This is a genomic window from Selenomonas dianae, assembly GCF_030644225.1.
GTDB classification, from domain to species: Bacteria; Bacillota; Negativicutes; order Selenomonadales; family Selenomonadaceae; genus Centipeda; species Centipeda dianae.
The window spans coordinates 1,864,833-1,890,512 of the sequence record NZ_CP128650.1 but is presented as its reverse complement, the minus strand read 5'-3'; the positions used below and the strand labels follow the sequence as shown (position 1 = coordinate 1,890,512).

At 55.9% G+C, this 25,680-nt stretch carries 12 protein-coding genes; 11 read left to right on the top strand and 1 reads right to left on the bottom strand.

Annotation, left to right across the window (positions count from 1 at the left end; translation table 11 throughout):
- The first annotated feature begins 42 nt into the window (after window positions 1-42).
- The 11 genes from QU667_RS09245 (at window position 43) to QU667_RS09195 (ending at window position 24,054) form a co-directional block, all read left to right on the top strand.
- On the top strand, window positions 43-573 hold the full coding sequence (locus QU667_RS09245) for a gamma carbonic anhydrase family protein (protein WP_304986888.1): 531 nt from the start codon (window positions 43-45) through the stop codon (window positions 571-573).
- Window positions 573-986, top strand: a complete 414-nt coding sequence (ndk, locus tag QU667_RS09240; RefSeq protein WP_304986887.1) for a nucleoside-diphosphate kinase — start codon at window positions 573-575, stop codon at window positions 984-986. Before QU667_RS09245 ends, ndk begins: the two co-directional genes overlap by 1 nt.
- 76 nt (window positions 987-1,062) lie before the next feature.
- Window positions 1,063-1,572: a cob(I)yrinic acid a,c-diamide adenosyltransferase gene (locus QU667_RS09235; protein WP_304986886.1), complete on the top strand. Its 510-nt coding sequence runs from the start codon at window positions 1,063-1,065 to the stop codon at window positions 1,570-1,572.
- Window positions 1,569-4,211 (top strand): DNA polymerase I, encoded by a 2,643-nt coding sequence (gene polA, locus QU667_RS09230; RefSeq protein ID WP_304986885.1) that lies wholly within the window; start codon window positions 1,569-1,571, stop codon window positions 4,209-4,211. The genes QU667_RS09235 and polA overlap by 4 nt, the downstream gene beginning before the upstream one ends.
- On the top strand, window positions 4,212-4,817 hold the full coding sequence (coaE, locus tag QU667_RS09225) for a dephospho-CoA kinase (RefSeq protein ID WP_304986884.1): 606 nt from the start codon (window positions 4,212-4,214) through the stop codon (window positions 4,815-4,817).
- Window positions 4,804-5,379: a lytic transglycosylase domain-containing protein gene (locus QU667_RS09220; RefSeq protein WP_304986883.1), complete on the top strand. Its 576-nt coding sequence runs from the start codon at window positions 4,804-4,806 to the stop codon at window positions 5,377-5,379. The genes coaE and QU667_RS09220 overlap by 14 nt, the downstream gene beginning before the upstream one ends.
- Entirely contained in the window at window positions 5,376-9,149 is a 3,774-nt protein-coding gene (locus QU667_RS09215) for a PolC-type DNA polymerase III (protein WP_304986882.1), read from the top strand. Before QU667_RS09220 ends, QU667_RS09215 begins: the two co-directional genes overlap by 4 nt.
- A gap of 95 nt (window positions 9,150-9,244) precedes the next feature.
- Window positions 9,245-10,042 carry an Rpn family recombination-promoting nuclease/putative transposase gene (locus QU667_RS09210; RefSeq protein ID WP_304986881.1) on the top strand — a complete coding sequence of 266 codons (798 nt, stop codon included), beginning with the start codon at window positions 9,245-9,247 and terminating at the stop codon, window positions 10,040-10,042.
- Window positions 10,043-10,252: 210 nt separating this feature from the next.
- Window positions 10,253-11,623: a flagellin N-terminal helical domain-containing protein gene (locus QU667_RS09205; protein WP_304986880.1), complete on the top strand. Its 1,371-nt coding sequence runs from the start codon at window positions 10,253-10,255 to the stop codon at window positions 11,621-11,623.
- Window positions 11,624-11,738: 115 nt separating this feature from the next.
- On the top strand, window positions 11,739-12,557 hold the full coding sequence (locus QU667_RS09200) for a PD-(D/E)XK nuclease family transposase (protein ID WP_304986879.1): 819 nt from the start codon (window positions 11,739-11,741) through the stop codon (window positions 12,555-12,557).
- A 154-nt stretch (window positions 12,558-12,711) separates the two neighbouring features.
- Window positions 12,712-24,054, top strand: a complete 11,343-nt coding sequence (locus QU667_RS09195) for a YDG domain-containing protein (RefSeq protein ID WP_304986878.1) — start codon at window positions 12,712-12,714, stop codon at window positions 24,052-24,054.
- Window positions 24,055-24,116: 62 nt separating this feature from the next.
- On the opposite strand, the gene QU667_RS09190 is transcribed toward QU667_RS09195, so the two are convergent.
- A complete protein-coding gene (locus tag QU667_RS09190; RefSeq protein ID WP_304986877.1) occupies window positions 24,117-25,679 on the bottom strand; it encodes an ADP-ribosylglycohydrolase family protein in 1,563 nt (520 codons plus the stop codon).
- Window position 25,680: the final 1 nt, after the last annotated feature.

Sequence of the window (25,680 nt, the reverse complement as noted above, 5' to 3'; positions counted from 1 at the left end):
TAATACATCTGAGTGGAAAAGAATACGAAGGAGGCTGCGTAGATGGACAAGATTATCCTGCCCTATCGGGGAAAAACGCCCACGATCCATCCAACGGCATTCATTGCTCCGACGGCTGCGGTCATCGGCGACGTGGAGATTGGAGCCGGATCGAGTGTGTGGTTCAGCGCAGTGGTGCGCGGCGATTTTCAGCCGATTACGATCGGGCAGAATACGAACATCCAAGAAAACGCGACGATTCACGTCATGCGTGACGTACCCGTGTGCATCGGGGACAATGTGCTCATCGGACACAACGCCGTCGTGCATTGCAGCCGCATCGGGGCGGGCACCCTCATCGGCATGGGCTCGATCATCATGGGCTACTCCGAGATTGGCGAGAACGTCGTCATCGGCGCGGGCACCTTCCTTCCCCAACACAAGAAGATTCCGTCGAACTCGCTTGTGTTCGGCAACCCCGCTCAGATCGTACGCGCTCTGCGCGACGATGAAATCGAGGCGCTTCGTGCGGCGGCGGAGAACTATGCCGACCTCGGAGCGGAGTACAAACAGATCATTGAGGAGATGAAGTAATGGAACAAACTCTGGTTCTCATTAAGCCGGACGCCGTCGGGGCGCACCACATCGGAGACATTACGAAGGCGTATGAGGAGGCGGGGCTTGAGATCCGCGCGATGAAGATGATGCAGATGACGGATCGCATCGCACGTATCCACTATGCGGAGCACCTTGCGAAGCCGTTCTACGGCGAGCTTGCCGCGTTTATGACCTCCGCGCCGCTCGTGGCGATGGTGCTCGCGGGGGAGAATGCGATTGCACGCGTGCGCGAACTGCACGGTGCGACGAATCCGGCGAATGCGGCAGAGGGCACGATCCGCAAGCGTTTCGCAAAGAACGGGAGCGAGAATGCCGTACACGCGTCCGACAGTCCCGAGAGTGCGGCGCGTGAGGTACACATCTTCTTCAGTGAGACGGAGATTTTCTAAAAAATTGATTTTAACGCCCGACTCTGCACCTTTGCAAAGTCGGGTGCAGTTATTAGAAACAAGGGAGGAATCTGCGATGAGTGTTACAACGAAAACAGGCGACCAGGGGCAGACGAGCCTTTATACGGGGGAGCGCATTGCAAAGGATGATCTGCGCGTTGAGGTGTACGGGATGGTGGACAGCCTCGGCTCGACGCTCGGCATGGCGCGCGCCTTTGCGACGAGCAAGCGCGTGAAGGAGGACATCCTCGCGGTACAGAAGCAGCTCGGTATGCTGATGGCGGACTTTGCGAGCCGCAACAAGCCGCCGCGCATCACGGACGAGATGGTCGACAGGATCGAGGCGGAGATTGCGGACATCGAGGAGAGCCTGCCCGCGCTCAAGGAGTTCATCATCCCCGGGGATGAGAAGGCGGGCGCGATGCTTGATCTGGCGCGAACATCGGCACGCACCGCAGAGCGTCACGCATGGACGCTCGCGCGGCGCGGCAGCGTGGCGGAGGTCGATCTGCGCTACCTGAACCGCCTGTCCGACTACCTCTTTGTCCTCATGCGCCTTGAGGATGCGGAGAAGCCCGGCCTGTGAGCAGGGGGAAATTTGCCGTTCTCGACGGGAGCAGTCTCTTTTTCCGCGCGTTCTACGCGCTGCAGCTCCCGCCGAACGCACGCGGCATTTATACAAATGCGGTGCACGGCTTTGCGATGATGCTCGTCAAGCTGCTGAAGGAACTCGAACCGACGCAGATCGTCATCGCGTTTGACAAGAGCCGCACGACGTTCCGCACGGCACTCTATCCCGCCTACAAGGGGACGCGGGACAAGACCCCCGAGGAACTGATCGCGCAGATTCCTCTTCTGAAGGAACTCGCGCAGAGCCTCGGCATCCCGTTCCTTGAGATGGACGACTACGAGGCGGACGACATCATCGGCACGCTCGCGACACAGGCGGCGGCAGAGGGGACGGAGACCGTCGTTGTGACGGGCGACCGTGACGCACTCCAACTGATCCGCGATGGGCTGACCATTGTGCTGACAAAAAAGGGCATCAGCGACACGCGTGCGTACGACACGGCGGCGTTTGAGGAGGAATACGGCTTCCTGCCGATCCGCCTCATCGACATGAAGGGGCTGATGGGCGACAGTTCGGACAACATTCCGGGCGTGCCGGGCATTGGACCCAAGACCGCGACGAAGCTGCTCCTCGCATACGGTACGATTGAGAACGTGCTCGATCATGCCGCCGAGGTCAGCGGGAAGAAACTCAGCGCATCGCTCGTGGAGTACCGCGAGCAGGCGCTCCTGTCGAAGCGGCTCGCGACGATTGAATGCAATGTACCCGAACTCCGCTATGCGGCGGAGGGCTTTCGTATGCAGCCCGACTGCGCGGCACTCGACGCGTTCTGCAGGGCGTACGAGCTGCGGACGGTGCATCGTGCGCTCATGGACTATCTGGGGACGGATGTGCCTGCGGGCGCAGCGGAGCAGTCCCTCTTTGCGGCAGAGGATACGGCAGAGAATCACGCGGAGGAGATGCGTGCGGAGGTGGCGGAGCTCACCGCTGCGGATCTCGATGTCCTGCGTGCGGCGGGGGAGATCGCCGTCGGTGCGGTATTCAGCGGAACGCCGCCCTTTGTACAGATGGATTTGCTCGCCCTCGTCTATGGGAAGGAGCAGCGCACTGTGCGTGCAGATTCCGCACTGTTTGACACGCTGCGGGAGATCCTTGCGGCGCGTCCCGTCGTGCTCTGGAACGCAAAACGCTATGCACAGGCGGGGCTTTCCATCGGTGCAAATATTTTCGACCTCGAGCTTGCGGACTACCTCCTCCATCCCGAGGAGAGCAAGCGCGACCTCGAGCGCACGGCGTTCGCCCATCTGGGACAGCTCCCCGCTGCGTCCGACGGTCTGAGCGAAGAGGTGCGCGTCGTGCGTGAGACGCAGCTTGCTGCGCGGCTCTCCGCACCTCTGCGGCTGGCACTCACAGAAGCACATTTGATGCCGCTTTATCGGGGTGTCGAACTGCCGCTTGTGCCCGTGCTGGCAGCGATGGAGCGGACGGGCATCTATGTGAACGGCGCCGCGCTTGAGCGGGAACTTGCGGCGGCAAATGCGCGCATTGATGCGCTTGTCACGGAGATTCATGCGCTCGCGGGGACGGAGTTCAACATCAGCTCGCCCAAACAGCTTGGCGAAGTCCTTTTTGAACGCCTCGATCTCGCGGCGGGAAGCAAGGTCAAAAAGACCAAGACAGGCTACTCGACGAACGCGGAGACCCTTGAGGAGCTGCGTGACCGCCATCCCATCGTGGACAAGGTACTCACCTACCGTATGTGGACGAAGCTGCGCTCCACCTATCTTGAGGGCATCGGCGCACTCATCCGCCCCGCAACAGGACGCGTCCATACGAGCTTTAACCAGACGGTGACGGCGACGGGGCGGCTCTCCAGCTCCGACCCGAACCTCCAGAACATCCCCGTACGCACCGAGGAAGGGCGTGCCGTGCGTGCGCTCTTCGAGCCGGGCGCGGGCTATGATCTGCTGCTCTCGGCGGACTACTCGCAGATCGAGCTTCGCATCCTCGCGCATATGTCGGGGGATGCGACCCTCATCGACGCGTTCCGTCACGGGCAGGACGTGCACGCCCGCACCGCATCGGAGGTGTTCGGCGTGCCGCTCGCGGAGGTTACAGCCGAGCAGCGGCGCAGGGCAAAGGCGGTCAACTTCGGTATTGTTTACGGCCTGAGCGATTTCGGTCTTGCCCGTGATCTCGGCATCGGTCGCAGGGAGGCGGCGGGCTACATCGAACGGTACTTTGAACGCTATCACGGCGTTCGTGAGTTTCTCGACAAGACGGTTGCGGACGCGCATACGAACGGCTTTGTAACGACCCTCTACGGGCGGCGGCGCGACCTGCCCGCCATCCATAGCCGGAACTTTATGCAGCGATCCTTTGCCGAGCGCATGGCGATGAACACGCCGATCCAGGGGACGGCGGCGGATCTCATCAAGATCGCCATGATTCGCGCTGATGCGGCACTGCGCTCTGCAAACGTCAAAAGTCGCATCCTCCTTCAGGTGCATGATGAACTCGTACTTGAGGTCGTGCAGGATGAGATCGAACAGGTCAGTGAACTTCTGCGCACGGCGATGAGCGGCGCGGCGGAGCTTGCCGTGCCGCTCGCTGTTGACGTGCATATGGGCAGGAACTGGGCGGAGGCGAAATAGGTGTGGATCATCGGTCTGACGGGCGGCATCGCCTGTGGAAAGTCCACCGTCAGCACGGAGCTGCGGAAACGCGGTGCGACAATTATTGATGCGGATGCGCTCGCACACGAGCTATCACAGCCGCATCAGCCGCTCTTTCACGCCTATGTGCAGCGTTTCGGCAGGGAGATCGTGACGGAGGGCGGCACGCTCGACCGCGCGGCGATTGCACGGTGCGTCTTTGCCGACCCTGCCGTACGCGCCGAGGTGGAGGCCATCGCGCATCCCATTATCCGCAGAGAGGCAGAGGAGCGGCTGCGTGCGGCAGCACAGGCACAGAAAAGAGCAGCGGTACTGGATGTGCCGCTGCTCTTTGAGGCGGGATGGGATGCACTCGCCGACGAGATATGGGTGGTTGCGCTCCCTCGGGAGGAGCAGCTTGCCCGCCTTTTGGCGCGTGACAAGGACATGACCGAGCGTGAGGCGCGGGCACGCATCGCGGCGCAGATGCCGCTCGCGGAGAAATGTGCGCGTGCGGATGTCGTCATCGACAACAGCGGAACGGTGGAAGAAATACGGGAATACATTGGGAAACTTTGGAAGGAACGGATTCTTGAACGCGCATAACATACGGCGCAGATTCTGGTGGGGCATACGCGCTCTTGTCGTCGGCATCATCGTCTTTGTGATCGTCGGTGGTTGGAACATGGTGGAGCGCAGCTGGTTTTACCCCTACGACTACCGCAGCCGGATCGAGACAAGTGCCGCGCATTATCATGTCGATCCCTATCTCGTCGCTGCCGTTATCAAACACGAGAGCAAGTTCCGACCGAACGCCAAGTCCACGGGCGGCGCACTCGGCATGATGCAGCTCATGCCGCAGACGGCGGAATGGATCGCACGGCAGATGGACGAACCGTTCACCGAGGACTACCTCTACGACCCCGCACTCAACATCCGCTATGGCGTGTGGTACCTCGCGGAGCTTGAGCGGGAGTTCGGCGGCAACGACATCCTCGCGCTCGCGGCGTACAACGCGGGGCGCGGCAACGTGCGCGAGTGGATGGAACGTTGGCACTGGACGGATCAGTTTGACGAAATCGAGGCGATTCCCTATCCCGAGACGCGGCTCTATGTGCGGCGCGTCCTTGAGGACAGGGCGCATTATCAGAGGCTCTACGACGAATGAACAAGATCTATCGCATCCTCCCGAGCGCGGAGGATATGCTCCTGCGTCTCCTGCGCGGGCTCGCCCTCTCAGATGAGGAGAGGGCTCTTTTGCGTGCGTGCGTGCTGCGCCACGTTGAGGTCGCGGCAGAGGACAATACATGGGAACTGGTCATCGGTACGCCCGTCGTCCTCGATGCGGAACTGACCGCCGCCATCACGCAGCAGATTGCGGCGAACTATCGGCTTGCGGGCGCGTACATCCAGCAGAACGTCATCGCGCTCGCACCTGCCGTCGCCCCCCTATGGGAGCGCGTCGTGCGCACGGCGGCGGGCGAGGATGCCGTTCTCTTTCACACCCTGCGCAGGGCGGAGTATACCGTGGACGGCAACATCGTCCGCCTTGCGGCTCCCGGCGCATTCGGCGCGGAGCTGTTCGCGCAGAACAACATCGCAAAACGCATCGAGCAGGCCATTCGCACGCACATCGGCTGTGCTTGCCGCGTCGTCTGCATGGAGTGCGACCTCGGCGACGAGGATCCTGCGCCCGCGTGGACACCGCCCCCCCTGCCCGCCGTCGTCAAAAAGGAAGCCCCCGCCGCCTCCGCTCCCGCACGTACGGCGAAGGACGCAAAGCCGAAGGAACTGCCCGAAAACGTCATCATGGGGCGCGGCATTGCAGGTGAGGTGCGCGAACTCGGCGTGATCGAGGACGAGGTGAAAAGCATCGTCCTCGCGGGCGAAGTCTTTGGCGCACAGGCGAACAAACTCAAGTCAGGCGCACAGATCCTCCTCCTCAAATTTGCTGACAAGACGAATGGAATCGCGTGCAAAAAATTCTTTGGCGCACGCGGCAAGACCACACAGGAGGAGGTGGACGCGGAGGTCGAGCGCATCCTCAAGGCAATCGGAAAGGGTTGCTCCGTCCGCATCCAAGGAAAGATCGAATACGACAAATTCGTCAGCGACTACGTCCTTTTCATCGACAGCATGGAAAAGAGGAACGTCCCGCAGCGCGAGGACACGGCAGAGGTGAAGCGCGTCGAGCTGCACGCCCATACGAAGATGAGCGCCCTCGATGCCGTCGTCCCGCCGAAGGTACTCGTCGAGACGGCGGCACGCTGGGGCTGGCCCGCCGTTGCCATCACCGACCACGGCGTTGTGCAGGCATTTCCCGAGGCGATGAATACGGCACGCGCCCTGAGGAAAAAGGGCAAAGACATCAAGATCATCTACGGCATGGAGGGCTATCTCCTCGACAAGCCCGAGGATCAGCGCGCCCATCACATCATCTTCCTCGCACAGAACAAGACCGGACTGTATAACCTCTACCGGCTCGTTTCCCTTTCGCACATCCGCTATTTTCGCGGCACGAAAAAGCGCGGCCGTCCGTGTATCCCGCGTGCCGTGCTGCAGCAGTACCGTGCGGGCATCATCGTCGGCTCCGCGTGCGAGGCGGGCGAACTCATCCGCGCCATCGTCGCGGGGCGGCCCGACGAGGAACTGGAGGAGATGGCACGGTTCTACGACTTCCTCGAAATCCAGCCCATCCATAACAACGACTTTTTGAAATATGACGAGCGTTTCCCCATGCAGACCGACGAGGATCTCAGGGACATCAACCGCAAGGTCGATGCGCTCGCGCGAAAACTCGGCAAAATGCTCATTGCGACCTGCGACGTGCACTTTCTGAATCCCGAGGATGCCGTCTACCGCGCCATGATCCAAAAGGCGAACGGCTACCGCGACGCAGATCGGCAGCCGCCGCTCTACCTGCGGACGACGGAGGAGATGCTCGCCGAGTTCGACTACCTCGGCGCAGAGCGTGCGTACGAGTGTGTCGTCACAAATCCGCGAAGGATCGCCGACATGGTCGAGCACTTCCTCCCCATCCCCGACGAACTCTATGCGCCGACCGTGCCGGGCGCGGATCGCGAGATCCAGGAGATGTCCTATGCACGGGCGCGGAAACTGTATGGAAAGAACCTGCCGAAGGTCGTCTCCGACCGCCTCGAACTCGAACTGAAGCCGATCCTAAAGCACGGCTTTGCCGCGCTCTACATCATCGCGCAGCGGCTCGTGAAAAAATCCAACAACGACGGCTATCTGGTCGGCTCGCGCGGCTCCGTCGGCTCGTCCTTCGTCGCCACCATGATCGGCGTCACCGAGGTCAACCCCCTGCCGCCGCACTATCGCTGCCGCCACTGTCAGTACAACAAATTCATCGAGGACGGCTCCGTCGGGAGCGGCTTTGACCTGCCGTCGATGGACTGCCCCGTCTGCGGCACGCCGCTCACGAAGGACGGGCATAACATCCCGTTTGCCGTCTTTCTTGGATTCGACGGCGACAAAGTCCCCGATATTGATCTCAACTTCTCGGGCGACTATCAGCCGATCGCGCACAAATACACCGAAGTCCTGTTCGGCAAGATGAACGTGTTCCGCGCGGGAACGATCTCGGGTCTGCAGGACAAGAACGCCTACGGCTACGCCATGCACTACTACGAGGACATGGGCGAGGCGAAGGGGCGTGCCTACATCGAGCACATGATGCGCGGCTGCATGGGGGTCAAGGCGACCACGGGGCAGCACGCGGGCGGCATCATGGTCGTACCGCGCGACATGGACGTACACTACTTTACCCCCATTCAGCGTCCTGCGAACAACATGGAGTCGGACACGCTCACCACACATTTCGACTATCACTCCATCAGCGAGCGCCTCGTCAAGCTCGACATCCTCGGACACGATGACCCGACCGTCATCAAGATGCTTGAGGAGCTGACGCATCGCGACCCCGAGACCATCCCCTTTGACGATCCCGCCACCATGTCCATCTTCACCTCGACCGAGGCACTCGGCATCACCCCCGAGGAACTGGGAGCGAATATGGGAACGTACGGGATCCCCGAGTTCCGCACCTCGTTCACGCAGAAGATGATCGACGACTCGCACCCCGACTGCTTCGCTGACCTCGTACGCATCTCGGGATTTTCCCACGGCACGAACGTCTGGCTCGGCAACGCGCAGGATCTCATCAAGGCGGGCACAAGTACGCTGAAGGACGCGATCTCTGCACGCGACGACATCATGAACTACCTCATGCAGAACGGCATCGACCCGCTCCTCTCGTTCAAGACCATGGAGAACGTGCGAAAGGGGCGGGGCATCGCCGCCGATGTCGTCGAGAAACTGCGTGCGGGCGGGATCCCTGAGTGGTACATCGACTCCTGCCAGAAGATCAAGTATCTTTTCCCGCGGGCGCACGCGACCGCCTACGTCATGATGGGCTACCGCATCGCCTTCTGCAAGGTGCATTATCCGCTCGCCTACTATGCCGCATACTTCTCCATTCGTGCGGACGAGTTCGACGCGAACATTATTTCAAAGGGCAAAACAGCGGTCAAGGCGGCCATCGACGCACTCAGCGCCGAGGCGCGTGAGCATCGCGGCAAGCTCGACAACAAGAAACAGGACATCCTTATCGTGTTACAGTTAGCGTGGGAAATGTATCTGCGCGGCTTCTCCTGCGAGCCCGTCGACCTCTATGCATCCGACGCGGAGAAATTCATCCTCCACGAGAAATCCCTCCTCCCGCCGCTGACCGCCCTCCCCGGCATGGGACAGAAGGCGGCACAGGCAATCGTCGAGGCGCGGCAGTACGGACAGTTCATCTCCATCGAGGATCTCGCCACCCGCGCCCACATCCCGACCCCCGCCGTCGAACTCCTGCGTGAACACGGTTGCTTGGACGGGATGATGGAGAGCAACCAGGTCGAGCTGTTTGCGTAGGAAACCAAAAAGGTTGTGCTCATCGAGAGATGAACGCAACCTTTTTCTTGCACTCCCCTGTAAAAATTCGTAAAATAGAGAAAAGAGGTGAGCGTATGAGTGGGTATCGGATCAAGCCATGGGAAGAGCTGACCATCAGTGACGACTATATGTTCAAGCTCATCATGAGCCGCAAGCGTATCTGCAAGCAGATGCTTGAGCGGATTCTTCACATTGAGATCGAGGACATTGACTATCTTGAGACGGAGAAAACAGTTACGGCACGTTATCACAGCAAGGGGATTCGTCTGGATGTCTATGTGAAGGACGATCAGGGCACTGTCTACAACATCGAGATGCAGGTGCGAAAGCCCGAGGGGGACGGCCTCTCGAAGCGGACGCGTTACTATCAGTCCATGATGGATGCTGATCTCCTCGCGGCAGGTGCAGACTATGATACGCTCAATCCGACGATTATCATCTTTATCTGCCCATTTGATCCGTTTGGCATGGGGCGATATTTCTACACCTTTGAGAATTGCTGTGTCGAGGATGCAGCTTTGCGGTTGAACGATGGGGCTCGAAAGATTTTTCTCAACACAAAGGGGCGACTTGGTGAGATCGACAATTCCATTCGTGCGTTTTTGCAGTACGTCGACGGCGTGATGACGGCAGATCACTTCGTGCAGGAGATCGACGAGGAGATTCAGAAGGTCAAGCGGATCGAAGGAGAGGCGGTGAGTTACATGACGTATGAGATGAAAATCAAAGAGGAACGCAAAGAGGAGCGCAAAGAAACTCGAATGGAAGATATTCGTCGACTGATTTCAAAGCTAAAAATATCAGCAGAACAGGCGATGGACTTGCTTGAGATTCCGCAGGCAGAGCGTCAGCTCTATAAGAGTGCTTTGTGAAACCAAAGAGGTGAGCGATGCCGTTTGTGCGTTTTTGCAGTACGTCGACGGCGGCGTATACAAAGAATTCATATCCCTTTAAAATATTGCTTTATATAGTTAAGTTCTATCCTCATTTCGACGATATATTTGTCAAGATGGGCTAGCTATGCTCTTTTATGCAGTTATTTCGGAATAAAACCATAGATTACAGTCAGGGAGGCAGTCTTTATGGCGATGGTGGTCAAGAATAATATGCCGGCGGTGAATACGCTCAACACGCTCAACAAGAATGAGAGCGCACTCTCGAAGAGTCTGCAGAAGGTTTCCTCGGGCATGAAGATCAACAGCGCGGGAGACGATGCCTCGGGCATGGCGATCTCGGAGCGGATGCGCGTGCAGGTGCGCTCGCTCGACCAGGACGACAACAACACGAAGAACGGTTCTGCGCTCCTCCGAACGGCAGAGGGCGCGGTGCAGTCCACCATCGAAATCCTCAAGACGCTCAAGGAAAAGGCGATCAACGCCGCGAACGATACAAACACGGACGAGGATCGCGCCGTCATCCAGAAGGAAGTCGATCACCTCATCGACCAGATCGACGAGAACGCACTCACGACGTACAACGGGAAATATCTCATTGATGGGTCGCGGAATGGGCTTGTTGTCGGTGAGGGGGACGGCGGAACGCGCTCCACCTACTCCAATATGAGCCTTGGGAAGGATACGACTGACACCACCAGATTGACGGCACTGAAACGTCGTGACGGCAATGCACTTGGGATTCATCCGACAGATACCGTAACAGCTTCGTGGGTACATAATGGTGTCAGTTATACGGGCAAGATTTCACCGATTGGAAACACGGATATAGCCGCTATGGTCGGTATTATTACAGGAGATCATGCAGGTTGGTACTCAGATACGGCAGAAATTGGCAAGGATGAATACGGGAAAACGGTGTATACGCCGGATCGTCAGCCTGCTGTGACGATTCGTGCGGATAAGGCGGGCGTTAAGCAGCAAGTGTCCGGCATTACTTTCACGATAACGGATAATCGTGGAAATTTACGCAAGGAAGTCAACGCTGTTCTTGACGACTTTCGGGAAGTTGTGCGTGCACAAAACCCGTCGGCGGATAATGCACTCGTGCTCCAGACCGGGGTCAAGGCAAATCAGAGTGTAAAGGTCGGCTTCACTGATATGCGCTCGGCGGCACTCGGACTCCAGTCCTCGGACGGAAAGGGTTGGGATCATGGGACTCTGGGTGCGGGGATTTCCGTTGTCGGCAGTGGCCCGAAGGTTCAGGTGACAACACGTGAGGCTGCGAACGCTGCGATTAACGTGTTTGAGAATGCACTCATCAAGGCAACGGATCAGATGGTTGCCATCGGTGCGGCGCAGAACCGCCTCGGCTATACGAGCAGCAACCTTGTCACAGCATCCGAGAACGTGCAGGATTCCGAGTCTGTCATCCGCGATTCGGATATGGCGAAGGAAATGACGGCATACACAAAGAACAACGTACTCACGCAGTCGGCACAGGCGATGCTCGCGCAGGCAAACCAGAACTCAAGCGCGGTACTGAGCCTGTTGCAGTAAAAAAGAATAGATAGCCGTCTCCCTTGCTTCGGCAGGGGAGACTTTTTGTTTGCCTCTGAAGTATCGCTTGCACTCATATAACGAATCGGCTACAATATAACAGAGGAGGGATTCGATGGCATTTGATACAGAGGAAGCGAGGCGTGCGCGCTATAGGGAAATCGTTCAGAGCTTTACGCTGATGGATGATGTTTTTATGACGGCTGTGTTTCAGGACAGCCTTCCCTGCGTTGATCTGGTCTTGCAGATCATCCTGAACCGTCCGAATCTCCACGCGACAAGCGTTGTGACGCAGCATACACTGAAAAATCTGCATGGGCATGACGTGCGGCTCGACATTCATGCGTTTGCCGATGGACAGGAGTTTAATATCGAAATCCAACGTGCGAAAAAGGGCGCAGTACCGCGCAGAGCACGCTATCACAGCAGCATCATGGATGCGAATGCACTGGCGGAGGGGGCGGACTACGAGAAGCTGCCCGAGACCTATGTCATCTTCATTACGGAGACGGATGTGCTCGGCAAGGGCAAACCGCTCTATGTGATCCGACGGATGATCGAGGATGATGGAGATGTCTTTGACGACGGCTCACACATCGTCTATGTGAACGCCTCGATGGTGGACGAAGAAACGCCACTTGGGAAACTGATGCACGATTTTCGATGTGTGCAGCCGGAGAAGATGTACTATGCCGTTCTTGCAGAACGAACAGGAGCGTTTAAGAACACCGAGGAAGGAGCAGTTGGTATGAACTCGATGTGGGAACAGTTCAAGCAGGAACTTATTGAAGAGGGGAGGGAGCAGGGGCGAGAGACGGAGCGTCTTTCCTCCATTCGGAGATTGATGACCGAGCTTCAGCTCACCGTGGAGAAAGCAATGGATGTCCTCGCCATTCCCCAATCGGAGTGGGCGCGGTACAAGGCGATGCTATGATTTGCTGCTTTCGTATTCCATCTGTGGCATCCTCCAATCGTCCTAGGACGATTGGAGGGTTTTATTGTTTTCACCCTATGTTTATGCTATTATCAAATGACGTGTAATATCCGATATACCATATAAGTAGTAATGGGACAACGGGAGAGCGGAAATGAAGAATACTCGAACAGAACTATCGCAGCGCGTGCAGTATGCACTGCTCGCAGGCATGGCGGGCGCTTTTTTGATTCCGCAGGTCGCGTTTGCTGCGCCGACGGGTGGAGAGGCTGTTTTTGGCGGGGCAACGGGTCTGACGACAAGCAGCGACATGAACATCACATCGTCAAACCTCAATAATGTGATTACATGGCGAGATTACTCCATCGCGCAGGGGGAACGTGTGCGCTATGACAGCGGGAATAAGACCAACAACTATCTGAACATCGTTACGGGTGCGAATACCTCGAACATCAACGGTATGATTGAGGGCGGCAAGAACGTCTACATCGTCAACCCGAACGGCGTCATCTTTGGCAAGTCTGCCGAGGTCAACGTCGGGAATCTTTATGTTTCGACGCAGGCGGTTTCCACGGTAAACAAAGATGCCGACATGGAGAACAATGTATCGCCGCTCGATACGTCTGCAGGTCTCTCCGATGTCGTCAATATGGGCGAGATCACAGCGAATACCGTCGAGGTGCACGGCAAGAATATTCGCTTCCTCAATGCGGCAAACGTGCACACGACGGCAAGTCCTGTTGTGCTTCATACGGATACAGCAAACGGCGGCTATGCCCATATCGGCTATGAAAGCGGGCACGCACCTGCAGCGGCGGATTATCAAGTCAACGGCGCAGCTGCAACGGCGGCAGATAACTACTATCAGCTTGTTGCAAACGAGTCTGACCTCAATGCGATCAACACGAACACAACGAATCTTGCGGGCAACTATATGCTCGCAAACGATATTGACTATGTGGGTGCGGCACATACGCCCATTGGAAATCATACGACACCGTTCAAGGGGAAATTCGACGGCAACTTCTTTCAGATCCGGGACATGACCGTCTCCGGTACAGATGATGCCGGTTTTTTTGGTGCGTTGGAGAATGCGCACGTTTATAATCTGGGCATTGTTGGCGGGTCGGTTGCGAGTAATACAGGATCAGGGAATAAGTATGCAGGTGGAATTGCGGGGAGCAGTACAGGCGACAAAGAAATAGACTACAGTAAGCCCTCGCATCCAGATAAACCCACGAGCGAAACAACCGTGGGGACGAAACTCTATAATGTGTATGTCAAGGGGACGAAGGTTAGCGGAAATGATTATTACAACGGCGGACTGATTGGTCAAGCCTCATATACGACGATTGACGGCGCATACAGTACGGCTAAGGTCGGTGCTCATGGCGGCGGTATTGTCGGTCGTACGCCTGCCAATATGGATATTCTAAATACCTATAACGATGCAACTGTCACGGGTTCTGACACCAAGGCACTTTTTATCCAGCGGGCAAACAAAGCCACCGTTACAAACTCCTATACGCACAGTGACAAGATTTCGTCCTATGATAATACGGTTCGTCCCCATCTGAAAAATGTATTTTACTATGATAAGGCCAAGAAAGCTTGGTATAGGTTCGGTTTGACAACGGATTCGGATGTGAAACAAGACCAACCATATGCCAAAGACACATACACCGGATGGGACATCAACAACGACGGTGCGCCCGGTGCGAAGTGGCGCATCTACGAGGGGCGAACCCTTCCTTTGCTGACCGCATTTATGAACGGGCGCGTGGATTCCGTCGGCTCGGTCGGGGTGGAGTATAAGTACCGCAAGTTTAACCAGGCGGACGGCAATGCCGTTGATGATCCTGCGAATGCTGTGAAATCGAACAATCGTGCAGACATCACGAACCTGACCTACGACAGCAAGATCATCAAAATCACGGACAGTGCGGGGAACGTCATCACAACCTCGAAGAATATCAACTATGATAAAAGCCTCACGGACGCGCAGAAGAACACCGTCAAGATGTATACGGATACGGGAACGTCGCTCAGTAAAACCGACAACATCCGTAACGCGGGGACAAAGGCGATCCTCTGGTCGGATCAGGACGGTCCGAACCTGCGTAACGTCAACGTCACCATCGGGAAGCGCAAGATTGACGTGAAGGGGGGCTCATTCTCTGTCGAGCGCGAGTACAACGGCTCGGCAGATGTAACGAACGAGTTCAAGGAAAAGTTCAAGGCGGGCGGCATCAGTGCGAACGGATTCGTCGACGGGGACAGTGTCACGTTAGCCTACACGAATTTCAAGGCGACCATGCAGGCAGAGGGAACGATCCGCGCGAAGGATGCCAACGACAATGCCGGCGATCCCCTCAAAAAAGTCAAGTTTGAGGGCGAAATTACGGTCAGCGGAGATGATGCGGACAACTACGACACGAGTGGACTGGATTTCGGCGCAGGATTTGTTGGCACTAACGGTCTGGCAAAGATCACGAAAGCCAAACTCACGCTCAATGTTGTGAAAGACAGCGCCACGAAGATCTATGACGGTACGGATACCGTCACGCAGTCCGGTATGGATGCTGCGACGAATCTCAAACTGAAAAACGAGGACATCAAGACGGATGATACAACAAACAACCCGGATGATGTTTCTCTGAATGCTGATGCGATTGCCGGTCCGACCTATATCAAGGCGAACGGTACTCCTGAGATTCATGCGGGCGAACATAAGATCCGTTACAAGAACGTCACTTTGGCAGGAGCGGACAGCAGAAACTACAAACTCGTGCCGAGCAGCACGACGGCGACCCTCACGGGCACAAATCTCGACCTCCAAGGCACGATCACGCGCCGCCGGATCACGACCAATGATTTCAAGGTCTATGAGAAGGGGAGGAATGAGGCTGTCGAGGCAACCAAGACCTATGACGGCAGCAGCGAGTACACACCGGATTCCACAAAATATTATCTCTCCTCGAATCAGGCTTCGAATACGGAGGACACGGGTGTTGTTACACGGGATAGGGGCTATATTACCTTTGCACTGACCCGCAAGGCGAATTTCAACACGAAGGATGTCCGTACAGCAGACAAGATCACCTATAACGTCAGAGCACAGGCGGATAAAACCCATACGGACGACGTATATCATGAAAAACATCTACTCTCCGACTACTGGGTATTGAACAACGCGGACAATCCGCTGACAGAAACGACCGCCTTCGACGCCTCGGGCAAGGGCAAGATCACACCGCGCGTGCTCACGGCGACTGTCGTGAATAATCGCATCGAAAAAGTCTATGACGGAACAAAGGATCATACCCAAAAGGGCAAGGACATTGTGAAGATCGAGGGCTTTGTTGGCGATGATACGCGAGAGAATACCTCGACCGTGACCTATACGAACGAAAACGTTGTATCGGATACGTTAGGCTCACAGGAAAAGGAGCAGGATGTCAACTATACGGCATCTTTTGAGCGTGCCACAGGGGATGAATCGGACAACTACACCCTCGACCCCACGGGAAAGAACGTTGTTTCGTCTGTGACCCCCACGGGAAGTTACAAAGGCATCATCAAGCGCCGCGCACTTACACTTGAGATGGACGGGGTGGTGCAGAAGGTCTATGACGGCACTGCCGCAAACAAGAAAAGCGGCATCACTGCGATTGATAATGTCGCAGAGCGTGACAAAGCGACCGTTACGGCAGACACGCTAAAAAACAAGCATCGCGATATGCTGACGGCGGGGACGGCAACGAGTTCCTATGGACGCGGTACGGACAGTTCCTTTACCAAGGATGCGAACGCGAGCAATGGCAATACGCACAATGTCCGCTATGAGAACATGGACAAGGTGTTCGGTACCGCCTTTGATGCACTGAAAAATAACTATACCATGGATTCGACCGTCTACGGTGCGGGCGAAATCACGCGCCGCCGCATCAACCCCGATGGCTTTCAGGTACTGAGAAAGCAATCCGACGGGACGTATCAGGCAGAGAGCATCAGCAAGACCTACGATGGCACGAGTACCTATACACTTCCCGATGGGGCGTATCTCAGAACCCCGACCGTCACACCTACCCCCTCTGACAAGACGGGAATCATCGAACAGGACAAAGATAAAATTCGTTTCCGCCTTGCCAGTAACACGCACGGCACGTTTCAAGACGAGCACGGCACGGAGACAACACACGTCTCCGAAGCGAAGAAGGTCGCCTATAAGGTCGTTGCATACGGCGTAGAGGGAACGGCTGAAACAGATGCTCCGCTGCGGAACTATACTTTTGGAACGGTTGCCGAGGAGACGGGGGGAACGCTGAAAAACCTCGAAAACCTCAAAGAGGGAAAAACACCTGCCGCAGTTACGGCGGACGGGTCTATTACCCCTGCAAAGATTCAGGCGACAACACACGCTGTCGAGAAGGTCTACGACGGTACAGCGGAGCATCGGGACAAAAATCGTGAAATCGTGATGGGCGATGCGGTCGTCACCTTTACGGGCTGGACTTCCGACAGTGACAAGCGCACGAACGCTTCTACGGCGACCTATGCAGACAAGAATGTCGCACGCAATGCGGGCGGCGGTGTCATCGAGAAAAATGTTACGTATAAGGCACAGCTGACGGGACAGTACGCAGATGACTATGAGATCACGGGTATCACGGCGGGTGCCGGTACGGCTCTGGCGGGTGGTACAGCTACGACGCTGACGGTCGCAAATGCAGGCAAGATCACACCGCGCCAGCTGAACATCACGATGAAAAACGTGGAGAAGACCTACAACCGCTCTGCGGACAACCCCGATGCCACGGTCACAAAGATTGAGGCGAACGAGGGGCAGTCCTTTATGTCCGCTGTTCTCAGCAACGAGGGCGTTACGGCGGACACGCTCACGACGAAGTATCAGAGCCGCTTGAATGCCGACCCGACGATGAGCACGTACGGAAAAAGAAATGGCACGAAATTTACATCGGATTTCAACGCGAGTGCTGCACCCGACGGGCACGCTGTCCGCTATACGAAGATGGACGAGGTGTTCAAGGGGGCATTCGGCGCGGCGGCGGGCAACTACACGGTCGATGCAACCGTCTACGGCACAGGGACGATCAAGCGCAAGGCGATTGACAATACGACATTCAACATCAGCGGCGCTCCTGCGACAAAGGTCTATGACGGTACGAGTAGGTATGACAACGTTTCCTCAGGACTAACGCTCACGCCGAAAACGGGTGAAATCGTGAACGGCGATGTGATACAGTTCGCCATTGACCGAACGAAGGGCGCAACGTTCATGAAGACGGACGGAACGACGCCGACGGCGAACGTCGCCGATGCGAAGCGGGTCTCCTATAACATTACCGCGACGGGCGACGCTCAGACGCTGAGGAACTACACGCTGAACGGTAAGACCCTCGACGAGGACGGGCTTACCGCCTCGGGCGAGGGCAAGATCACGCGCCGCGTGCTTTCACTGGGACTCGTGCAGGATGAGAAGATTGACAAAGTCTATGACGGCAGCTACAGGCTCGTGGACAAAGAGAAGAACTGGAACAAACTCAAGGACGAGGATGCGAAGGGGAACGTCGTCTATACGGGGACAAACAAGCTCGTCAATGACGGTACGTCGCTAACGATTACCTCTGAATACCGCAACGATGCGAACACGGAGCATGATAAGAACGTACGCGGTACGAGTGCATCTCCGCAGGTGAAGGACATTCTGTATAACATCTCCATCACGGGCGGTGACGCGAATAACTATTCCTTTGACGGCGGTACATCGAGTGCGGCGGGGGGACTGAAACTTTCGGCGAAAGGAACGATCACGCCGAAGGATATTTCGAATGCGTTCAAACCGATGACAAAGGTCTACGACGGTGGGACGACGGTGGATCGAAACAAGGTCGAGCTTGCGTCCGGCACATTCATTGGCAACGATTCCGCTCGGGTCAAGAATACCTATCAAGCGGAATTCGAGAGTCCGAATGTGAACGGCAACAGCGAGGGGAAAAACTGGGTCAACTATACCCACCTTGAGCTGGACGGTACGGATGCAAACAACTATACCATCGCATCCGCAACGACTGGAAAAGGCAACATCACCCCGTATATACTCGATAGCAACTCGGTGAAGTTTAAAACGCGTGAGGCATCGAAGGTCTACGATGGCACGACAGATGTCAAGTGGACGAACGGTTCATCAGAGCTGAATGATGTCAAGAACTACATCACAGGTGCGACGGTGGATCTCACTCCTGCGGGTGGTGGTGCGACAACAACGAAGAGCGTACTTGAGGCACTGAACCTCACGGAGAAGCCCCAGTATGACAAGAAGGATGTGGACGGCGGCAGAAAGACCGACCGCGTGACCTACACGCTGTCCTATGACCGCACGAAAAATCCCAACTTCTCCCTTAAGACGGGGGGCACCTCGTTTACGACGAAGGGCGACGGCATCATCACGAAGAAGGATGTTACGGCGACGGTCAACAGCCCTCTGACAAAGACCTATGATGCGACGCGCGATGTCCTCGCCGGTGCAGGCGACAATATCACGCTCACGGGATTGGTCGCGGGCGATGGCACGAAATACGAGACGACCGCGACGTATGCCGACAAGAATGCGGGGGATAACAAGCGGATTGATTACACGCTGAACTTTATTGCGAACGGTGGTAACTACAATCTGAAATATAACGGCGCGGACAATGCAGGGGCGTTCTCGACTAATAACAACACGATCACAAAGCGCAAAGTGGATGTGACCTTCGATCACGTATCGAAGGACTACGACAGCAAAGAAACGAACACGAAGATTGCGCCGAAGGTTTCGGCTGCGGACGCAGCTGTTCTGCAACAGGACAGCGCCGGCAATGTCAGCGGGACGAATATCACGAATCTCACAGGTGTCACGAGTGCGTACGGTACGCTCTCAGGCGGTACGTTCACCCCCGACGCGAATGCGGGCGACAAGACCGTTCGCTATCAGGGTGTCGGCACGGCGATGGGCACGGTATTCGGCACGAACAATTATGATTTCAACGTCAAGGACGGCACAGGCAGGATCAACAGAGCAAAAATCAACGCGGGCAACGTCGTTTTTGATGCGGATGATGCGCACAAGACCTACGACGGAACGACGACGGTGAAGTATGGCGGATCGAGCGCGAACAGCGAGGTGCGGAAGTACATCAACCGGATTGGCGTGACGCTGAATGGGAACTGGATCAATCTCCAAAACGATGTCACGATGGACAGCGCGGAGTACTCCGACGTGAACGCGACGAATGGAACGAAACATCGTGTGACGTACAAGTTCCATCTGAACAACAGCAACATCGACATCTCAGGAGATAATACCTTCAGCAAGGACAAGGAGGGGATCATCGACCGCCGCGTGCTGAACCTCGATCTGGCGCAGAAGTCGGGCATCGACAAGATCTATGATGCAACGTCGGATGTTCACAATACGAATACACGTCATTACAATGCTTTTGTCGAGCACGACGCACTTGGCAATGTCACCTATGCGGCGGGGACAACAGAGGACACGAAGCTCGTTCGCAAGGCGGATGGTACGCCCGATGCGACGGTCAATGTGGAAGCGGCGTATGCGGACAAGAATGTTGCGCGTGTCGGCGGCAATGTGACGGCGCAGAACATCACCTACACTGCAAGGATTGCGGGCGATGCAGGGAAGAACTACACACTACAATATGGAACGACCAAGCGCGATGCCGACGTCGGCATTGACCTCTCTGCGACGGGTACAATCACACCGCGCAAGCTGACGCTCGATTTTGCCGATGTGCAGAAGCCCTATGACACGAAAGAGGATAATGCGAATAAGACGGTCAGGGACATCGGTGGCGATGACGACGGACGCAGGGCGGCAACGCTCGCGGCGGACGGCATCACCAAGACGACGTTCAATATGACGAATGTCGGGAGTTTCTACGGTGCGGGTAATACCGACGCGACGTTCCACAAAGATCCGAACGTTGTCACGGATGCGAACGGCAATGTTGTCGAGAACGGCAAGGATGTTCAGTACAAGAACCTTGCGGGCACGCTTGCAGGACAGTCCTATGCGGGCAACTATGAGATTGTGAATACTGCCTACGGCAAGGGGACGATCCGCAAGCGCGTCGTTACGGCGAACGACTTCAAGTTCAATATCAACAACGCCACGAAGACGTATGACGGAACGAAGGATGTCTACTGGAAAGATACCGTGACGGGCAAGTCCTACAAGGACATGGATCATGTCAAGAACTATTTCAGCACGAGCAAGCTCGATCTCGGCGGGGGGAATCTCGTCGACATCAACCTCAATGACATCCAGCTGAATTCCGCACAGTACAACCACAAGAATGCTGTGCGTCCAAACGGCATTACGTACAACGTAACGATCAATACGAAGAATTTCGAGTTCTCAGGCACACGTACCCGTGACATCGACCATACGGGCGATACGATCACGAAGCGCGATCTGGCGACCATGCTCCCGAAGCATCTCATCAAGGAGTACGACGGGAAGCAGACGTTTGACGAGACGAACCGCGACTATGTCAACGCACTGGCGAATGAGAATATCACCCATATTGTCAAGGCTGATGAGGGCAAGATCCAACTCAAAGTCAAGGGTACATACAGTGATAAGAACGCCTCGGCAGAGACCAAGGCGGAGGCTGAGGCGCGTACGCCCGCGACCGCACAGCGCACGGTGGACTACAAGCTGACCCTCTCGGGCGATGCGGATACACTTGCCAACTACACGCTCGCCGGGCACGATACCACGCATACGGTGACGGGACGCGCGGCGGATATTTACAAGAAGACGCTGACGGTGACCGCGAAGAACATCGACAAGGTCTATGACGGCACGCGGACGGTTGTCCGTGATGCGGGGGGCGGTGTTTTCGCGCCGCATCCCGACAAGGACAAGATCGAGCTCAGTGGATTTGTCAGCGATGCGGAGAAGTTCTCCTTTGACCAGACGGCAGCAGACAAGATCGACGGGGCGTATTCGGATGAGAACGTACGCCGCGAGAACGGAACTGTTCTGGATAAGGATATTTCCTATAGCGGTGTCAAGGCGGCATTTAAGAACTATGCCGACAATCACGCGGGCGGAGCGGCGAAGAACTACCGCGTGGACAGCGACACGATGGCAGGGCGTGGCAAGATCATGCCACGCACGATCACAGCGGATCAGCTCACGGAGAAGCTGAAATTTGACACGGCGACCAAGACCTATGACGGCACGACGACGGTCAAGCACGGCGCAGGTGCACTCGAAAATTATATATCAAGTGCAAAGGTGGACATCGGTGGCAGGGAGATCGACATCAAGAAGGATCTAAAAATTCGCTCCGATAAGGACTGGACGCATTATGACACAGAGCATGTGGACGGCGGCAGAAAGACCAACCGTGTCACCTATACACTGGATTACACGGGCAACAATTTTGACATCACAGGCACGCTCACGAAGCAGGCGGATGGTGTCATCACGAAACGCAAAGTTACGGCATATGCGCCGGGGCGGCTGACCAAGATGTATGACGGCACCGACAAGGTGCTGGATGCCGACAAGAGCATCAAGACGTACTATCGTGGGAAGCTGGTCGAGAAACCCGACCATATCGTCCAGATGGAGAAGGCAGAGGAAAGCCTCGACGGTGATACCGGACTTCTTTCCACGGACGGCGCGAAGAACGAGTCGACCGCGAAATTTGACGATAAGAACGTCGGGACGAACAAGACCGTCACCTACGATGTCAAGATTGACGCTGCTCACAATGGCGACTATGAGATCGTCGATGTTCACGGGAATGCGGTCACGCAGCTCAAAACAAAGAACAACGAGATCACAAAACGCAAGCTGAATCTTGCGTTTGACCATGTGGATAAGTTCTACGATGCGTCGGCGGAGAATCCAGATGTGACGGCACGCGTGCTGGACAGCGATACACGCAAGACGCTGCAGAGGGATCACGCAGGATTCAATGGGACACAGCTCGTATTCGAGGATTCTGCGAGCAACCCACTGGCGACACCGAGCTACTATGGCACCGGCACAACCGACAGCTCCTTTACGCAGGATGCGAATGCGGGGGATAAGTCTGTGCAGTACGAGGTGGGCGATGCCCTGCGCAGTCTCCTCGGCGACGATGCGAAGAATTATGAGTTTACCGACAAGGGATACGGCACAGGCGAGATCAAGAAAGCAAACGTGAGTGAGGACGACTTCCGTGATCTGAAGTTCAAGAATGCCGATAAGGAGTATGATGGAAATGCCAATGTGAATCGCCCGCTCGAAAACCTGCGGGACGACAGCCGTTGGAAGTCCAACAAGATGCTCGCATCGGATATTGCCTCGATCAAGGGGACCTATCTGGGACCGGACGGCAAGCCGGATAAGAATGCGAGCGAACACAACAAGGATGTAGCGTATCAGATTCAGCTGAGTGATCGCAACTTTGACTTCGGCAACTGGAATGGTCAGGTTACGGTAAAGGGGGCCGGCAGGATCAGCCGACGCGAACTCACCGCAGATTATCTGCCGAAGCAGACGAAGGTCTACGACGGTACGAAGAACATCGCAAGTGTCGGCGACGACCTCGTGACGTTCCGCCACAAATCGGGAGCGAGCGCATTCATCGACGGGGACAAGGTTCGGAACAGATCCACCGCAACGTATGACGATGCGAATGTTGCATGGAAGAACGACGTGTGGAAGCAGGGGAGCGGGCAGGAGAGCGACAAGGATGTCAACTACGATCTGAAACTCTCCGGCGAGGATGCCGCCAACTACAAGATTGTGGACGGGAGCGGCACAGAGATACATACGCTCAAAGGCAAGAACAACGGCAAGATCATGGCGAAGGAGATTCATCTGAAAGCCGATTCGCAGACACGTTGGATCAACGAGGGACTGCCCGACAGCTACTCAGGTACGCCGATGGGCAGCAATCTCGGACGAAAGGACGTTCCGGAGCTGGTGCCGGGCGAAGTTCTCCCGGGACAGATCGAATACAGCTCGCCGAATGCGCGTCTGCGCTGGGGCGACTACGCCATCAACGGGACATATCGTGCGCCGAACGCAGGGACGCGTTACCAACTGCCCGACGGAACATGGACGACGCAGTCGTTTGCGGGCGGGGACGGCGATGCCGTTTCGCGCAACTACCGCTTTGTCCAAGACACTGCGAATGCGACCGCGTTCCATATGGGTCCCTACGTTCCGGACAATCAGTACTACAAGGCACTCACGCAGACGAGCAAGATGCTCCCCGACGAGTATGCCTATGAGCACGCCGCTCTCGACTACCGCAGCCATTTCGGCCGCGATGCCGAGACGGAGATCGCCACTGCGCCGCCCTCGATCAATGTGATCTATGACGGCACCGACGTGACCCGCGCCGGCATCCACGTCACCGACGACACGGTATATACCATCGTGAATGAAGTGTTCGGCGCATGAAGGAAAATTGAATCGCATGATGCAAATGCCCCCCATCGACGGAGAATGTCGATGGGGGGCGTTTATCTTATGCAGCGTTTTAGTTGTTCAACCATAGACGTATGCAGGCGTAATTTCTTCGCAATTTTCTCAGGCGTAAGGGTGTTTTCCAGCAGCAGAGCGACGGCATCGAGAATCTTTCCACAGGTGATTTTTTTGTTGAAAACAGGATCCTCGCGCAGGGCTGTGATTCCTTCTTTTGAGAGGCTAAAGATAGGAGGTGTCTCCGTAGGAGTAAATTCTGTCGACGGGGGGTCTTTTTCGATCCATGCCGTATGCTGTGGCATATCCGTTGTTGGCTGTGCAGACCGATTCTTATGGGGCTGATCCCTTCGGTACAGGGTTTGTCCCAAGGCTGTTCTCCACTTCGAAATTGTTTTATCTGTTGAAGTATCTTCAACGAGGATCGGCTTCATCTTTCCGATCGGGCTGCTTTGCCATTCGTCTTCTTCTTTTTCGAGTGCGATGGTTTCCGCCTTTACAAGCTCCTTCCCGTTCTCTGCCAAAAGGAGATCTGCAATATGCAGCAGACAGGTGTAGTCCTGGACTTCCAACCATTCCGGCAAAAGCCAGTCCATGCCGTTCAGCATACCCAATAAGCCGCCTGTTATGGAGGCGATGGTATCGGTGTCTGCGCCGTGGGAGAAAGCGGGGACTTTAATGCCTAAGACGGGGTTGGAGGCATACTTGGTGCTTAGATACAGAGCCGCGAGTATGGTAACGTCTCCCGCTCCGCTTGCTTTTCCAAAACAATCCAGTCGCGCAAGGATGTCACGATCGTTCAGAAATGCGCCTTTTGGCAGTTCTTTGAGAAGCATTGCAAGCTGATTCGTCATGCGTGTGCAGGTGATTTCCCATTCTGTACGAAAATCATGTTCCCCATATGGCGGTGCAGTGATGATCCAATCATCGAATATATGAAAGTTCGTAAGTTCGCCCCAATGACATTTTCCGTCCAGTACAGCCTGTATCAGTTCTCCACGTTTTAGATCGGTTTTTTTTCGTAAAAGATGGTTCAGTGCGAAGGCGTAGCACAGAGCGCCTAAAAATGCACGCGGATGACCGTGTGTGATCATGGTGTTTCGAAAGACATCAATCATCAGCGGTGCAATATTGTTGCTTGCGGCATTGGCTATGACATGAGGCAGGATACGCATGGCGGCACCGTTTCCACCCGCATTGAAATAATCCCGCTTTTTACCGGATTCCCATAATTTATAGTTGCTTTTGATTTTGTAGAAGCGCGCCGCCGTTAATACGGCTCTTCCGCCCCCGCGCTGGTAATTCAGCCAGAATGGAAGTTCCTGTTTCATAAAAAAAACTTCCCAATTTCCTGCAATGATGCTGCGGGCGACCGATAAGGTCAGTTGTGTATCATCGCTGTATTCTCCCGGTAAGATGGTTTCACTCTGATACGTGGGCGCGTTTCCTTTGCGTACCCATTCGATAAAATGTGTACTTACTGTTCCTGTCACCCCCCGTGTTTTTGACGGGCGTTCGTTCGGCCAGCCAAGTGCATCGCCGACTGCGGTGGCAAGCAGAGCGCCTTTGCATTTTTCGGCAATTGTTGGAATAGATGGCGTCATT

Excerpts from the sequence above, each read along its gene's own strand:
- QU667_RS09245 (WP_304986888.1), top strand. The coding sequence starts at position 43 with ATGGACAAGATTATCCTGCCCTATCGGGGAAAAACGCCCACGATCCAT.
- ndk (WP_304986887.1), top strand. The coding sequence starts at position 573 with ATGGAACAAACTCTGGTTCTCATTAAGCCGGACGCCGTCGGGGCGCAC.
- QU667_RS09235 (WP_304986886.1), top strand. The coding sequence starts at position 1,063 with ATGAGTGTTACAACGAAAACAGGCGACCAGGGGCAGACGAGCCTTTAT.
- QU667_RS09215 (WP_304986882.1), top strand. The coding sequence starts at position 5,376 with ATGAACAAGATCTATCGCATCCTCCCGAGCGCGGAGGATATGCTCCTG.
- QU667_RS09210 (WP_304986881.1), top strand. The coding sequence starts at position 9,245 with ATGAGTGGGTATCGGATCAAGCCATGGGAAGAGCTGACCATCAGTGAC.
- QU667_RS09205 (WP_304986880.1), top strand. The coding sequence starts at position 10,253 with ATGGCGATGGTGGTCAAGAATAATATGCCGGCGGTGAATACGCTCAAC.
- QU667_RS09200 (WP_304986879.1), top strand. The coding sequence starts at position 11,739 with ATGGCATTTGATACAGAGGAAGCGAGGCGTGCGCGCTATAGGGAAATC.
- QU667_RS09195 (WP_304986878.1), top strand. The coding sequence starts at position 12,712 with ATGAAGAATACTCGAACAGAACTATCGCAGCGCGTGCAGTATGCACTG.
- QU667_RS09190 (WP_304986877.1), bottom strand. The coding sequence starts at position 25,679 with ATGACGCCATCTATTCCAACAATTGCCGAAAAATGCAAAGGCGCTCTG.